Below are 13,063 nucleotides of genomic sequence, written 5' to 3' on the forward strand. Positions count from 1 at the left end.
GGGCCGTCGGCGACTCCGACTGATCCTCGAACAGGCCGGTTTGAACTCCCAGCCCCGTCAACCCGGACTGTCCGGCTTGCGTCCGGCTTGGGCCTTGGATCCTTCTGAGACCCGCTTCCCAAGACACCACGCCCGCCAGGCCAGCCCGGCCCCGCTCGGTTCCATCCCCATCGCCTGCTTGGGCCGGTACCAAGAGCCCTCCCCGTGATGGTGACCTGTTCAGTATGCGGCCGGTCTGAACGCGGCGGCGGTTGTGACGCTTATTATTATTCAGGGCGTTGGAAAGGTTAGAGATTTGGGCGGCGCTGGCGGGGATAGGCGCGGCTGGATCCCCGCCGGGGACATGCCCTTGCGGCGTGTCCCCACATCCCAAGCGCGGCGTCAGCTGATGGGGACACGCCGCAAGGGCATGTCCCCGATCCAGGTGCTGTCCCCCGAAAAGCCACGCTCAAAACGCCGCAGTTTCGGCCCGACCTCTGACTCGGCCGAGGTTTTCCACTATATAGCCCCCACCATGAGCCGCACCTTTCTCAAGATGAACGGCCTCGGCAACGACTTCGTCGTGATCGAGACCCTGACCCAGCCCTTCCATCCGACGGCTGAGGAGATCCGCGCCATCGCCAAACGCGGTGACGGCGGAATCGGCTGCGACCAGGTGATCGCCATCGACCCGCCGCGCGCCGAGGGCGCTTCGGCCTATGTGCGGTTCTGGAATTCCGACGGCGAGGAGACCGGGGCCTGCGGCAACGGCACCCGCTGCGTGGCCTGGCTGCTGATGCAGTCGGCCCAGAAGGACAGCGTGGCCTTCGACACCGTGGCCGGACGCCTGTCCGGCGTGATGGCCGGCGACAAGCTGGTGACCGTCGACATGGGCCGGCCGGGCCTGGCCTGGGACCAGATCCCGCTGTCGGAAGAAATGGACACCGTCGGGATCGAGCTGCAGGTCGGTCCGATCGACGCGCCGCTGGTCCACACGCCGGGCTGCGTCTCGATGGGCAATCCGCACGTGGTGTTCTTCGTCGACGCCCCGGTCAGCGACGCCTTCGCCACCGGCACGGGCAGCCTGGTCGAGCACCATCCGCTGTTCCCCGAGGGCGTCAATGTCGGCTTCGCCCACATCGCGGCGCGGGACCACATCCAGCTGAAGGTTTGGGAACGCGGCGCGGGCCTGACCGCCGCCTGCGGCACCGGCGCCTGCGCGGCCCAGGTCGCCGCCGTGCGTCGCGGCCTGACCGACCGCGTCGCCAAGGTCGAGTTCGAGAGCGGCGCCCTGACCATCGAATGGCGCGAGGCCGACGGCCACGTGATCATGACCGGCCCGATCACTCTGGAATTCACCGGCCGGCTGCCCGAGTTGGTGGCCGCATGACCATTCAACCCGCCCTCATTCATCCGGCCATCGGACCCGGCAAGACGGCCGTGATCACCGGCGCGGCCGACGGCATCGGCCTGGCCGCCGCCCAGGCCTTCGCCGCGCTCGGCATGAATGTGGTCATGGCCGACATCATGGGCCGGGCCCTGAAGAAGGCCGCCGACGCCATCGGCGACAAGGCCCTGGCCGTGCCGACCGACGTCGCCGACCGCGCCGCCGTCCAGGCCCTGCGCGATGCGGCGGTCGAAAAGTTCGGCGCCGTGGACGTGCTGATGAACAACGCCGGGGTCGGCGGCGGGGGCGACGCCTTTTCCGGCGAGGACCCGTGGAAGCGTGTGCTCGACGTCAATCTGTGGGGCGTGATCAACGGCGTCCAGCTGATCGGCGAGGAGATGGCGGCCAGCGGCCGTCCGGGCCTGATCATCAACACCGGCTCCAAGCAGGGCATCACCCAGCCGCCGGGCAATACGGCCTACAACGTGTCGAAGTCGGCGGTGAAAGCCCTGACCGAAGGCCTGGCCCACACACTGCGCGAGATCGTCGACTGCCAGGTCGACGCCCGCCTGCTGATCCCCGGCTTCGTCCATACCGGCATGACCCGTCGCGGGACCGACAAGCCGGCCGCCGCCTGGACGCCGGAGCAGACGGTCGCCTTCATGCTGCAGAGCATCCAGCGCGGCGACTTCTACATCCTGTGCCCCGACAACGACGTGCCGCGTTCGGTCGACGAGAAGCGCATGGCCTGGGCCATGGGCGACGTCATCGAGAACCGCCCGGCCTTGTCGCGCTGGCGCCCCGACTGGAAGGACGCCTTCGACGCGTTCGTGGCCAGCGACGGGGACCTGCCGTGACGACCTACACCCTCATCTCGCGGCCTCCGACGCCCCGGCCTGCCGTGGGCGAAGAGGGCGGACCGGCGACCACGATGTCGGGGCCGGACGGCGTCGACGTCGTCACCTTCGGCTGCCGGCTGAACGCCTATGAATCCGAAGCTATCCGGGCCCGCGCCTCGGCTGACGGTCTGTCGGACGCGGTGGTGTTCAACACCTGCGCCGTGACCAACGAGGCCGTACGTCAGGCCCGCCAGGCGATCCGCAAGGCCCGCCGCGAGCGGCCCGACGCCCGGCTGATCGTCACCGGCTGCGCCGCCCAGATCGACCCCGCCGCCTTCGCCGCCATGCCGGAAGTCGACCTGGTGCTGGGCAACGCCGAGAAGGCCGCGCCGGGCGCCCTGCTCGACACCTCCACCCGCGTGCGGGTCAACGACATCATGTCGATCAAGGAGACCGCCGGTCACCTGATCGCCGGCCTCAAGGACCGCGCCCGGGCCTATGTCGAGGTCCAGAACGGCTGCGATCACCGCTGCACCTTCTGCATCATTCCTTATGGCCGGGGAAACTCGCGCTCGGCCCCGGCCGGCGACGTCGTCGACCAGGTGCGCCGCCTGTCGGCCGAGGGCTATCGCGAGGTCGTGCTGACCGGCGTCGACGTGACGTCGTGGGGCACGGACCTGCCCGGCGAGCCCACGCTGGGCCAGCTGGTCGCCCGGATCCTGAAGCTGGTCCCCGACCTGCCGCGCCTGCGCCTGTCGTCGATCGACGCGGCCGAGATCGATCCGGACCTGTTCAAGCTGCTCGAGACCGAGCCGCGCCTGATGCCCTATCTGCACCTCAGCCTGCAGGCCGGGGACAACATGATCCTCAAGCGGATGAAGCGCCGCCACAGCCGCGAGGACGCCCTGAAGCTGGTGTCCGAGGTGCGCCGCGTGCGCCCCGACACCGCCTTCGGCGCCGACCTGATCGCCGGCTTCCCGACCGAGACCGAGGAAGCCTTCGCCAACACCCTGAAGCTGGTCGAGGAGGCGGGTCTGGCCTTCCTGCACGTCTTCCCCTACAGCGCCCGCCCCGGCACGCCGGCGGCCCGCATGCCGCCCGTGAAGGGTCCGGTGATCAAGGATCGCGCCCGCCGCCTGCGCGAGGCGGGCCAGGCCGGTCTCGAACGCCATCTCCAGCGCCAGATCGGCCGCACCCTGTCGGGCCTGGTCGAGCGCGAGGGCGTGGCCCGGGCCGAGGACTTCACCGAGATCGCCTTCGACCCCGCTTTTGGGGGCCTCGCGCCTCAAGGCGAGATCGCCGCCTTCCGGGTGGTCGGCCACGACGGGACGCGGGTGATCGCGGAGCGCGCCGCCTGAGCATGATCGACCGTCGCGTCCTGGCCGCCGTTCTCGCCGCGACCCTGTCGCTCGGCGTTTCGGCTCGCGCCCAGGACGCCGCGCYGGTCCCGGAGCCCAAGACCGAGGACAGCCCGCCCGCCGCCTTCCAGCCGATCGGCCCGATCCAGCCGATCGAGTTCAGCGTCATGACCTACAATGTCGAGGGCCTGCCCTGGCCGGTGCGGTCGGGGCGCGGCTCCAAGCTGAAGGAGATCGGCCGCCAGCTGGCCGCCCTGCGCGAGAAGGGGCTCGAGCCCGACGTCGTCCTGCTGCAGGAGGGCTTCCGCGACGAGGTCGACGACCTGATCGAGCTCAGCGGCTATCCCTATGTCGCCAAGGGCCCGCGCAAGAAGCAGCGCGACGGCAGCCAGCTGACCCGCGAAGACCGGCCGCGCTACAAGCGGGTGAAGTACCGCCGCAAGGGCGAGGGCTGGGGCAAGTGGGGCTCCAGCGGCCTGTGGGTCCTGAGCAACCACCCGATCAATTGGGTCAAGTCGCACGCCTWTCACTACTGCGCGGGCCTGGACTGCCTGGCCAACAAGGGGGTGATGCTGGTCAGCCTCGACGTGCCGGGCCTGCCGACGCCGGTCGAGATCGCCGATACGCATCTGAATTCCAAGGGCGCCTCGGGCGTGCCGCGCAATCGCAACCGCATGGCCCATCACCTGCAGGCCGCGGAGCTGGGCCAGTTCATGCAGAGCGACCGCACGCCCGGCGCCCCGCTGATCGTCGGCGGCGACTTCAACGTCATGCACGCGCCCGACCGCTTCGACTACGTCATGCAGCGCTATCCGTTCGATGTGGTCAGCCAGGTCTGCTTCCAGACGCCGCTGAGCTGCGACGCCAAGATCTCGGCCGACGGCGACGCCCCCTGGCTCGACACCCAGGACCTGATCGGCTTCAAGCAGGGCGACCGTGTCGGCGTCCGCCCCGTCCAGGTCGAGGCCCGGTTCGACGGTTCGGCCACGGGCGGGCCGGTGCTGTCGGACCACGACGCCTATGAAGTGACCTTCCGCCTGACGCCGATCCCCATCCTGCCGGTCCCGCCGCACAAGCCTTGAGGTTTCCGATGTCCGACACGCTGACCGGCGGGTGCCAATGCGGCGCCGTGCGTTTCCGGGTGGAGGGCGAGCCGGGCCGCGCCTCGATCTGCCATTGCCGCATGTGCCAGAAGGCCTTCGCCGGACCGTTCGGGGCCCTGGTCACCGTCAAGGTCGCCGACCTGACCTGGACGCGCGCCGCGCCGGCCCGCTTCCAGAGCTCGGACGCCGTCCAGCGCGGCTTCTGCGCCGCCTGCGGCACGCCGCTGACCTACGAGTGGAGCCCCGACCAGATCGACCTGGCGGTGTTCGCCTTCGACGATCCGTCGCGGGTCGAGCCGAACGTGCAGCTGGCCGTCGAGGGCCGTCCGGCCTGGATGGATCACCTGGCCGACATGCCGGTGCGCCCGCCGATGGGGCCGTCAGGCGCGGTGGTTTCGCACCAGCATCCCGATCACGAGACCTGATCCTTCTCCCGCAAGGGGAGAAGGATTCAGACCTCCTCCTCGCCCCCGGCGAAGCCCGGCAGATGCCAGCCGAACTTGATCGCGCAGGCCCGCAGGCCGAAGGCGGCGGTGAAGCCGGCGATGCCGGCCGGCCAGAAGCCGACGTGCAGCTGGTGCAGCACCGCGAACACCGCCGCGCCCAGCAGGGCGGCGGTGATGTAGATCTCGCGGCGCAGCAGCAGGTTCGGCTCCTCGGCCAGCACGTCGCGGATGATCCCGCCGAACGCGGTGGTCAGCACGCCCATCATCACCGCCGTGAACGGATGGACGCCCAGGTTCAGGGCCTTGGCCGTGCCGACCACGGCGTAGGCGGCCATGCCCAGGGCGTCCAGCCACAGCAGGGCCCGAAACCGCCAGCCCCGCTTGCCCAACATCCACACCGTCACGGCCGCCAGCAGGCAGACCATGATGTAGCCGGGCCGCTGGATCCAGAACACCGGCGCGTCGATCAGCAGGTCGCGCAGCGTGCCGCCGCCCACCCCGGTGATGGCCGCGAAGAAGCCGAACGTGATGATGTCGTGCTTGCGATGGGCGGCCGCCAGCGCGCCGGTCGCCCCGAACACGGCGACGGCGGCGTAATCCAGCCAGAACAGGGTGGTCGAAAGCGCGTCCATGGGCGTTTGATGCCACAGCCCGATACAGCCTGTCTCAGGCTCTATCTCTATTAATTGGAGCGTAGTGGGCGCTGAAACCGCTCACACTTTCAGCTGTCACGCTCTAAAGGAACGCCATGAGCGAAAAGCCCGAGCAGAAAAAAGGCTGGTTCCAGCGCCTGACGTCGGGCCTGGCCCGGTCGTCGCAACAGATGACCGAGCAGGTCACCGGCGCCTTCACCAAGAAGCCGCTGGACCAGGAACAGCTGGACCAGCTGGAGGAGATGCTGATCGAGGCCGATCTGGGTCCCCAGATCGCCGCGCGCATCACCGACGCTTTCGGCAAGGCCCGGTTCGGCAAGTCGTCGACCGACCTGGAGGTCAAGGAAGCCCTGGCCGAGCTGGTCGCCGCCGAGCTGACCGACCGCGAGGGCGTGTTCGACCCGCTGTCGGGTCCCAAGCCCTATGTGGTGCTGTTCATCGGCGTCAACGGCTCGGGCAAGACCACCACCCTGGGCAAGATCGCCTCGGACCTGACGAGCAAGAAGGCCAAGGTGCTGATCGCCGCCGGCGACACCTTCCGCGCCGCCGCCGTCGAGCAGCTGAAGGTCTGGGCCGACCGGGCCGGGGCCGACTTCATGTTCCGTCCCGCCGGCGCCGACGCCGCCGCCCTGGCCTATGAGGCCGTCGAGCGCGCCAAGGCCGAGGGCCACGACGTGGTGCTGATCGACACCGCCGGCCGCCTGCAGAACAAGCAGGGCCTGATGGACGAGCTGCTGAAGATCATCCGGGTGCTCAAGAAGGTCGATCCCGACGCCCCGCACGAGACCCTGCTGGTGCTGGACGCCACGGTCGGCCGCAACGCCCTGGCCCAGGAGAAGATCTTCGGCAACCAGGTCGGCGTCTCCGGGATTGTGATGACCAAGCTGGACGGCACCGCGCGCGGCGGGGTGCTGGTGCCGGTGGCCCGCGCCTCCGACAGCCCGATCAAGCTGATCGGGGTCGGCGAGGGGATCGACGACCTGCAACCGTTCGACGCGCGCGCCTTCTCGCGTTCGCTGGTGGGCCTGGAAGACTGATGATGACCGACACGCCGCCCGCCGAAACCACGAAGAAAAAGAACGCCGCCTGGGTGCGCACCGCCATCGACTACGGTGCGCCGGTCGCGTTCGGCGTGGCCTTCTTCGCCACCGGCCGCAACTTCCAGACCGCCACCTGGGTGCTGGTCGCCGCCTCGGCCCTGGCCCTGATCCTGGGCTATGTGGTCGAGCGCCGCGTGGCGCTGCTGCCGCTGTTCTCCGGCGTCATGGCCCTGATCTTCGGGACCCTGGGCCTGGTGTTCCACAGCGACGTGTTCGTGAAGATCAAGGTGACGGTGGTCAACGCGTCCCTGGCGATCTTCATGATCGGCGGGGTGATCGCCGGCCGCGCGCCGCTGAAGGCCCTGATGGGCGAGGCCGTGCACCTGCCCGACGCGGCCTGGCGCATCCTGACCCTGCGCTATGGCGGCTATTTCGCCTTCGCCGCCGTGGCCAACGAGGTGGTCCGCCTGACCCAGACGACCGACATGTGGGTGAAGTTCCGCATCGGCCTGCTGCCCCTGGCCCTGCTGTTCTCGCTCAGCCAGGTGCCCTTCATGATGAAGCACATCGCCAAGGGCGACGAGGCCAAGACCCCCGAGCCGCCGGATGCGGGCTTCTAGCGATATCGACAGCCCACGGACCGTCTGTCGTCAAACCGACGTGTAAGCGTGGTACATAAAGGTCCGTCGGCGGAAACGAGGGACGACGGATCATGGCCAAGACCAAGGGCGACCCCAAGGACTCCAGAGGGAGCGATCACGGCGGGGCTCTGACCCGTTCGCCCAGCCACCTCCTGCACCGGGTTCTGCAGCTGGCGCTCGACATCTATGCCGAGGAAAGCGGATCGGGCGGGATCACTCAGCGCCAGTTCGCGGTCCTGGCCGCCGTGGCCGAGAACGAGGGCGTCACCCAGACGGGCCTGGTTCGCGCCACCGGCATCGACCGCTCGACCCTGGCCGACATGGTCGCCCGGATGATCACCAAGGGCCACCTGGAGCGCCATCGCTCCGACCAGGACGCCCGCGCCAACACCGTCAGCCTGACCCCCGCCGGCGCCGCCGTGCTGGAGGACAGCCGCCCCAAGGTGGCCATGGCCGACGCCCGCATCCTGGCCCTGCTCAAGCCCAGCAAGCGCGAGGGCTTCCTGGAGCTGCTCAGCGACATGGCCGTCTCCGACGTCCACGCCGAGCCTGAAGCCAAGGCCAAGAAGCTCAAGGCCCCCAAGGCCGAGAAGTCGGCCCAAAAGGACGGCAAGAAGGATAAGAAGCCCAAGAAGGAAAAGGCGGCCAAGAAGGCCGCCTGATCCGGCTCTAGACCAGCAGCACCGTCGCGCCCGTCGTCTCCCGCGCCTCCAGGCGGCGGTGCGCCTCCGCCGCCTCGGCCAGCGGCAGGCGGGCGTGGACGGGGATCTTCACCGCGCCGCTCGCGACCACGTCGAACAGCTCGCGGCTCATGGCCACGACGTCCTCGCGCCGCGCCAGGTGGGTGAACAGCAGCTGCCAGGTGACGAACAGCGAGCCCTTCTCCATCAGCAGCATGATGTCGAACGGCGGGATCGAACCCGAGGCCGCGCCGAAGCTGACGAAATGGCCCAGCGGCCGCAGGCAGTCCAGCGAGCCTGGGAAGGTGGCCTGGCCGACGCCGTCATAGACCACGTGGCAGCCCTCGCCGTTGGTGATCTCGCGCACCCGCGCCACGAAGTCCTCGCGGTTATAGTCGATGACATGGTCGCAGCCGTTCCGGCGGGCCAGGGCGGCCTTGTCCGGCGAGCCGACCGTGCCGATCACGGTCGCGCCCAGATGCCTGGCCCACTGGGTCAGGATCAGGCCGACGCCGCCCGCCGCGGCGTGCACCAGCACGACGTGGCCCGGTTCCACCCGGAACGTCCGGCGCAGCAGGGCCTGCGCCGTCAGGCCCTTCAGCATCATCGCCGCCCCGGTCTCGAAATCGATCGTGTCGGGCAGGGGCACAAGGAAGTGGACCGGCACGATCCGTTCCTCGGCATAGGCGCCCAGCGTGCCGACATAGGCCACGCGGTCGCCCGGCATGAAGTCGGTCACGCCCTCGCCGACCGCCACCACCTCGCCCGCGCCCTCGTTGCCGGGCGTGAACGGCAGGCCGCCGGGCGGGGCGTAGGCGCCGGTTCGGAAATAGACGTCCACGAAGTTCAGGCCGATCGCCCGGTTGCGCACACGGACCTCGCCGGGCCCGGGCCGGCCGATATCGACGTCTTCGTAGGTCAGGACCTGCGGCCCGCCGTGGCGGTGAACACGGATCGCTTTCATGCTCGGCTCTCTCTCACGCTGCGGACGCTCGGCCCGGGGCAGCGGAGATAGCGTCGCGCCAGCCCTAGCTGTAGACTGATATCGACGAGAACAGAGTTCTGGAAAAATGATATCCGATCAGATCGGCCTCGACCTTCTGTCCACCTATGTGGCGGTCTGCAAGCAGGGCAGCCTCAGCCGCGTGGCGGCCCAGACCGGGCGCGCCCAGTCGGCGCTGAGCCTGCAGATGCGCCGCCTCGAGGATCTGGTCGAAAAGCGTCTGTTCCAACGCACCGGACGCGGCGTCGTGCCCACCGCCGAGGGCGAGCTGTTCCTGGGCTACGCGATCCGCATCCTCGCCCTGGGCGACGAAGCCCTGGCGCGGCTGCGCAACGTCGAGGTCAGCGGCGTGGTGCGTGTCGGCCTCGCGGAGGAGGTGGCTACGGCCGCCCTGCCCGCCGCCCTGGGGCGGCTGCGCCGCGCCCACCCCGACATCCGCCTGGACGTGGTGGTCGAGCACAGCGTCGCCCTGGGGCGGCTCTGGCGCGAGGACGGGCTGGACGTGATGATCGGCCCGACCTCGGTCGTGGTCGCCGACGCCCTGGTCACCTGGAACGTCGATCTGCTGTGGGTGTGCGGCCTGGACCACGCGCCGGACCCCGAGCGGCCGCTGGACCTGGTCGCCTTCGCCGCGCCCTGCCTGTGGCGTCAGCGGATGATCGACGCGCTGGACGGCCTGGGCCGCGAACACCGGGTCACCTTCACCAGTCAAAGCATCCTGGCCCTTCAGGCGGCGGTCGAGAGCGGGCTGGGCGTGGGCCTGCTGCCGCCGGAGTCGGTGCGGGCGGGCGCCATGCGGACCCTGAAGGCCTCGGCGGGCGCGCCTGAACCGCTGACCGTGCAGTACGGCCTCTACGCCCACGACCGGCGCGCGCCCGTCGTCGACGCCGCGATCGATGTCCTGCTGGACGGCCTGCCGACCCGGCTCCGGCCGTGATCGATCCGAAAGCCTTAGGCGGCGGTCCGGCGACGCTTTAGGATCGCGCCACGCCGAAAGGGCGGCTCGGCCCGCTGGATCTCCCCGGCGCGCGAGCGTCCAGGCAGGAGCCGCCATGGCCAAGGGTCAGAAGAAGTCCAACAAGGAAGTCCGCAAACCCAAGGCGGACAAGAAGGCGGCCCCGGTCTCGACCTCGCCGTTCATCGTCACGTCGGGGAAGAAGTAGGCCCGACACCAGACCGCCCACCCCGCGTCGGCAGGGTGGGCGGTGGTGTTGTGTCGTCTTGGACGCACACTTGGCGGCGGCCAATCAGCGCGCTTGGAATTGGTGGGGCTCTAAGGCTGGCGTTCTGCGTCCACCCGCGTTAGCAGACCGCCCATGATCCGCCTCGACAATATCTCCAAGCAGAACGGCCACCAGCTCCTGTTCATCGAAGCCTCGATGGGCATCCAGAAGGGCGAGAAGGTCGGGCTTGTCGGCCCGAACGGCGCCGGCAAGACGACGCTGTTTCGCATGATCACCGGTCAGGAGCAGCCCGACGACGGGCTGGTCGGGATCGATCCCGGCATGACGATCGGCTATTTCAGCCAGGACGTCGGCGAAATGTCGGGCCAGAGCGCGGTCGCCGCGGTGATGGACGGCGTCGGTCCCGTCAGCGCGCTGGCCACCGAAATGGCCGAGCTCGAGGCGGCCATGGTCGATCCGGACCAGGCCGACCAAATGGACGCCATCCTCGAACGCTATGGCCACGTGCTGGAGCGCTTCCAGGAACTGGACGGCTATGCGCTGGACGCGCGGGCGCGCGAAGTGCTGGCCGGCCTGAGCTTCAGCCAGGAACGCATGGACGGCGACGTCGGTCTGCTGTCCGGCGGCTGGAAGATGCGCGTGGCCCTGGCCCGCATCCTGCTGATGCGGCCCGACGGCATGCTGCTGGACGAACCCAGCAACCACCTGGACCTGGAAAGCCTGATCTGGCTCGAGGCCTTCCTCAAGAACTACGAGGGCGCCCTGCTGATGACCTCGCACGACCGCGCCTTCATGAACCGCATCATCGGCAAGGTGGTGGAGATCGACGGCGGCTCGCTCATCAGCTATTCGGGCGATCTGGACTTCTACGACCAGCAGCGGGCGCTCGGTGAGGCGCAACGCCAGGCGCAGTACGAGCGCCAGCAGGCCATGCTGGCCAAGGAAATCAAGTTCATCGAGAAGTTCAAGGCGCGCGCCTCGCACGCCGCCCAGGTCCAGAGCCGGGTCAAGAAGCTCGACAAGATCGACCGTGTCGAGCCGCCGCGCCGTCGCCAGGCGGTCCAGTTCGATTTCCAGAGCCCGCCGCGATCAGGCGAGGACGTGATCAACCTGCGCAATGTCCACAAGGGCTATGGCGCCCAGCCGATCTATGAAGGCCTGGATTTCCTGGTGCGCCGCAAGGAACGCTGGTGCGTCCTGGGCGCCAACGGCGCCGGCAAGTCGACGCTGTTGAAGCTGGTGGCCGGCGACACCAAGCCCGACCAGGGCGCGGTCAACATCGGCGCCAGCGTCAGGATGGGCTATTTCGCCCAGCACTCCATGGACCTGCTGGACGGCGAAGAGACGATCTTCGAGTCCCTGGAGCGCTCGTTCCCGCAGGCGGGCCAAGGGAGCTTGCGCACCCTGGCGGGGTGCTTCGGCTTCTCCGGCGACGATGTCGAAAAGCCCTGCCGCGTCTTGTCCGGCGGCGAGAAGGCSCGCCTSGTCATGGCCAASATGCTGTTCGAYCCGCCTAACYTGCTGGTGCTCGACGAGCCGACCAACCACCTGGACATGGCGACCAAGGAGATGCTGGTCGCGGCTTTGGCGGACTTCGAGGGCACCATGCTCTTCGTCTCGCACGACCGCCATTTCCTGGCGGCCTTGAGCAACCGCGTGCTGGAACTGACGCCCGACGGCGTCCATCAGTACGGCGGCGGCTATACGGAATATGTCACCCGCACGGGCCAGGAAGCGCCGGGTCTGCACCCCGGAGGGTAACGGCGCCGGTTCCCCCAAACGCAAACCGCCCGCCTCGCGTCGGCGAGGCGGGCGGCTGCGCGCTGTAACTAGCGAACGCTTAGGCGGGCTGTTGCACGCCGGCTTCGTTCAGCCATTCCAGGATCTTGGCCTTGGGCATGGCGCCGACCTTCATCGAGGCCATCTGGCCGCCGCGGAACAGCATCATGGTCGGGATGCCGCGCACGCCGTAGCGCGACGGGGTCGTGGGGCTGTCCTCGATATTGACCTTGGCCACGGTGACGAAGTCGGCCAGCTCCTCGGAGATCTGCTCCAGGGCGGGGGCGATCTGCTTGCAGGGGCCGCACCATTCGGCCCAGAAGTCGACCAGGACCGGCTTGTCGGCCTGCAGGACGTCCTTTTCGAAGGACTCGTCGGTCACCGCTACGGTGCTCATCGTTTGGCTCCATCTGCGCCGGGGGATCGGGCGCGCTAGAAAACTGTGTTGCCCAAACAGCTTGGGCCGGGGATTCGCTCCCCGTCTTGCGTCAAGATTTAGGGACCCGCGCCCGCCTCGGCAATGATCTAGAACAGCCGGGCCAGGGCGGCGGCCATCACCTTTTCTGGAACCGCCATGAGTTTGGGGCCGTCCGTCCACACGATCGCGGCCTCGATCGGGCGGTCGGGGAACACCTCGGCCAGCACGGCGGCATAGACCGCCATCTGCGACAGATAGGCCGGATCGGCGTTCTCGATGCGGTCGGGCGAGGGGCGGTTGGTCTTGTAATCGACCACCAGCACCCGGTCCGGCGTGACCACCAGCCGGTCGACCCGGCCGGAGATCTTCAGCGCGGCGGGCAGTTTCGCGGCGCCCCCGGCCACCGAGACCTCGGCCCGCGAGCCGGGGCCGAACACCGCCGCGAACCGGTCGTCCTCCAGAACGCCAAAGGCGGCGGACGCCATTTCCGCGCGCTGGTCGTCGGTCAGGTCGCGCTCGGCGGCCAGCAGGCGGCCGGCGGCCGTCCTGCGAC

At 69.0% G+C, this 13,063-nt stretch carries 15 protein-coding genes; 11 read left to right on the forward strand and 4 right to left on the reverse strand.

The window, feature by feature from the left end; all coding sequences use genetic code 11:
* The first annotated feature begins 514 nt into the window (after positions 1-514).
* Genes dapF through AC1DZ6_RS07115 form a run of 5 tightly spaced genes read left to right on the forward strand, consistent with a single transcriptional unit; the run spans position 515 to position 5,091 of the window.
* Positions 515-1,369 carry a diaminopimelate epimerase gene (dapF, locus tag AC1DZ6_RS07095; RefSeq protein WP_477096494.1) on the forward strand — a complete coding sequence of 285 codons (855 nt, stop codon included), beginning with the start codon at positions 515-517 and terminating at the stop codon, positions 1,367-1,369.
* Positions 1,282-2,223 (forward strand): SDR family NAD(P)-dependent oxidoreductase, encoded by a 942-nt coding sequence (locus tag AC1DZ6_RS07100; protein WP_477096495.1) that lies wholly within the window; start codon positions 1,282-1,284, stop codon positions 2,221-2,223. Before dapF ends, AC1DZ6_RS07100 begins: the two co-directional genes overlap by 88 nt.
* Positions 2,220-3,563, forward strand: coding sequence for a tRNA (N(6)-L-threonylcarbamoyladenosine(37)-C(2))-methylthiotransferase MtaB (mtaB, locus tag AC1DZ6_RS07105; RefSeq protein ID WP_477096496.1), 1,344 nt, complete (start codon positions 2,220-2,222; stop codon positions 3,561-3,563). Before AC1DZ6_RS07100 ends, mtaB begins: the two co-directional genes overlap by 4 nt.
* Before the next feature lie 2 nt (positions 3,564-3,565).
* Positions 3,566-4,645: an endonuclease/exonuclease/phosphatase family protein gene (locus tag AC1DZ6_RS07110; protein WP_477096497.1), complete on the forward strand. Its 1,080-nt coding sequence runs from the start codon at positions 3,566-3,568 to the stop codon at positions 4,643-4,645.
* A gap of 8 nt (positions 4,646-4,653) precedes the next feature.
* Complete coding sequence (locus AC1DZ6_RS07115; protein ID WP_477096498.1) at positions 4,654-5,091, forward strand: GFA family protein; 438 nt, start codon at positions 4,654-4,656, stop codon at positions 5,089-5,091.
* 26 nt (positions 5,092-5,117) lie between these two features.
* On the opposite strand, the gene AC1DZ6_RS07120 is transcribed toward AC1DZ6_RS07115, so the two are convergent.
* Positions 5,118-5,744 carry a trimeric intracellular cation channel family protein gene (locus AC1DZ6_RS07120; protein ID WP_477096499.1) on the reverse strand — a complete coding sequence of 209 codons (627 nt, stop codon included), beginning with the start codon at positions 5,742-5,744 and terminating at the stop codon, positions 5,118-5,120.
* A 116-nt stretch (positions 5,745-5,860) separates the two neighbouring features.
* On the opposite strand from AC1DZ6_RS07120, the gene ftsY reads away from it, so the two are divergent.
* From ftsY to AC1DZ6_RS07135, 3 genes are all read left to right on the forward strand, one after another.
* The gene (ftsY, locus tag AC1DZ6_RS07125; RefSeq protein ID WP_477096500.1) at positions 5,861-6,802 is read left to right on the forward strand and encodes a signal recognition particle-docking protein FtsY; all 942 of its coding nucleotides are present in this window, start codon (positions 5,861-5,863) and stop codon (positions 6,800-6,802) included.
* A 2-nt stretch (positions 6,803-6,804) separates the two neighbouring features.
* Positions 6,805-7,425: an inner membrane-spanning protein YciB gene (locus AC1DZ6_RS07130; protein WP_477096507.1), complete on the forward strand. Its 621-nt coding sequence runs from the start codon at positions 6,805-6,807 to the stop codon at positions 7,423-7,425.
* 92 nt (positions 7,426-7,517) lie between these two features.
* Entirely contained in the window at positions 7,518-8,108 is a 591-nt protein-coding gene (locus AC1DZ6_RS07135; RefSeq protein WP_477096501.1) for a MarR family winged helix-turn-helix transcriptional regulator, read from the forward strand.
* A 7-nt stretch (positions 8,109-8,115) separates the two neighbouring features.
* On the opposite strand, the gene AC1DZ6_RS07140 is transcribed toward AC1DZ6_RS07135, so the two are convergent.
* Entirely contained in the window at positions 8,116-9,090 is a 975-nt protein-coding gene (locus tag AC1DZ6_RS07140) for a quinone oxidoreductase family protein (protein WP_477096502.1), read from the reverse strand.
* A 106-nt stretch (positions 9,091-9,196) separates the two neighbouring features.
* On the opposite strand from AC1DZ6_RS07140, the gene AC1DZ6_RS07145 reads away from it, so the two are divergent.
* The 3 genes from AC1DZ6_RS07145 to AC1DZ6_RS07155 all read left to right on the forward strand — a co-directional run bounded on the left by AC1DZ6_RS07145 (position 9,197) and on the right by AC1DZ6_RS07155 (position 12,074).
* Positions 9,197-10,066, forward strand: a complete 870-nt coding sequence (locus AC1DZ6_RS07145) for a LysR substrate-binding domain-containing protein (RefSeq protein WP_477096503.1) — start codon at positions 9,197-9,199, stop codon at positions 10,064-10,066.
* Between the two features lie 115 nt (positions 10,067-10,181).
* The gene (locus AC1DZ6_RS07150) at positions 10,182-10,292 is read left to right on the forward strand and encodes a hypothetical protein (protein ID WP_422183453.1); all 111 of its coding nucleotides are present in this window, start codon (positions 10,182-10,184) and stop codon (positions 10,290-10,292) included.
* Between the two features lie 153 nt (positions 10,293-10,445).
* Positions 10,446-12,074 (forward strand): ABC-F family ATP-binding cassette domain-containing protein, encoded by a 1,629-nt coding sequence (locus tag AC1DZ6_RS07155; protein ID WP_477096504.1) that lies wholly within the window; start codon positions 10,446-10,448, stop codon positions 12,072-12,074.
* A gap of 79 nt (positions 12,075-12,153) precedes the next feature.
* Here the strand turns inward: AC1DZ6_RS07155 and trxA are convergent, their stop codons facing one another.
* On the reverse strand, positions 12,154-12,489 hold the full coding sequence (gene trxA, locus AC1DZ6_RS07160; protein WP_477096505.1) for a thioredoxin: 336 nt from the start codon (positions 12,487-12,489) through the stop codon (positions 12,154-12,156).
* 128 nt (positions 12,490-12,617) lie between these two features.
* Positions 12,618-13,063 (reverse strand): PD-(D/E)XK nuclease family protein (locus AC1DZ6_RS07165; RefSeq protein WP_477096506.1); only part of this gene is annotated, 446 nt, incomplete at its 5' end.

This window comes from Caulobacter sp. P1_B12_2, from assembly GCF_056406675.1.

Bases quoted from the DNA above. Each gene is read 5' to 3' on its own strand.
- dapF (WP_477096494.1), top strand. From the start codon at position 515: ATGAGCCGCACCTTTCTCAAGATGAACGGCCTCGGCAACGACTTCGTC.
- AC1DZ6_RS07100 (WP_477096495.1), top strand. From the start codon at position 1,282: ATGGCGCGAGGCCGACGGCCACGTGATCATGACCGGCCCGATCACTCT.
- AC1DZ6_RS07115 (WP_477096498.1), top strand. From the start codon at position 4,654: ATGTCCGACACGCTGACCGGCGGGTGCCAATGCGGCGCCGTGCGTTTC.
- AC1DZ6_RS07120 (WP_477096499.1), bottom strand. From the start codon at position 5,744: ATGGACGCGCTTTCGACCACCCTGTTCTGGCTGGATTACGCCGCCGTC.
- ftsY (WP_477096500.1), top strand. From the start codon at position 5,861: ATGAGCGAAAAGCCCGAGCAGAAAAAAGGCTGGTTCCAGCGCCTGACG.
- AC1DZ6_RS07130 (WP_477096507.1), top strand. From the start codon at position 6,805: ATGACCGACACGCCGCCCGCCGAAACCACGAAGAAAAAGAACGCCGCC.
- AC1DZ6_RS07135 (WP_477096501.1), top strand. From the start codon at position 7,518: ATGGCCAAGACCAAGGGCGACCCCAAGGACTCCAGAGGGAGCGATCAC.
- AC1DZ6_RS07140 (WP_477096502.1), bottom strand. From the start codon at position 9,090: ATGAAAGCGATCCGTGTTCACCGCCACGGCGGGCCGCAGGTCCTGACC.
- AC1DZ6_RS07145 (WP_477096503.1), top strand. From the start codon at position 9,197: ATGATATCCGATCAGATCGGCCTCGACCTTCTGTCCACCTATGTGGCG.
- AC1DZ6_RS07150 (WP_422183453.1), top strand. From the start codon at position 10,182: ATGGCCAAGGGTCAGAAGAAGTCCAACAAGGAAGTCCGCAAACCCAAG.
- trxA (WP_477096505.1), bottom strand. From the start codon at position 12,489: ATGAGCACCGTAGCGGTGACCGACGAGTCCTTCGAAAAGGACGTCCTG.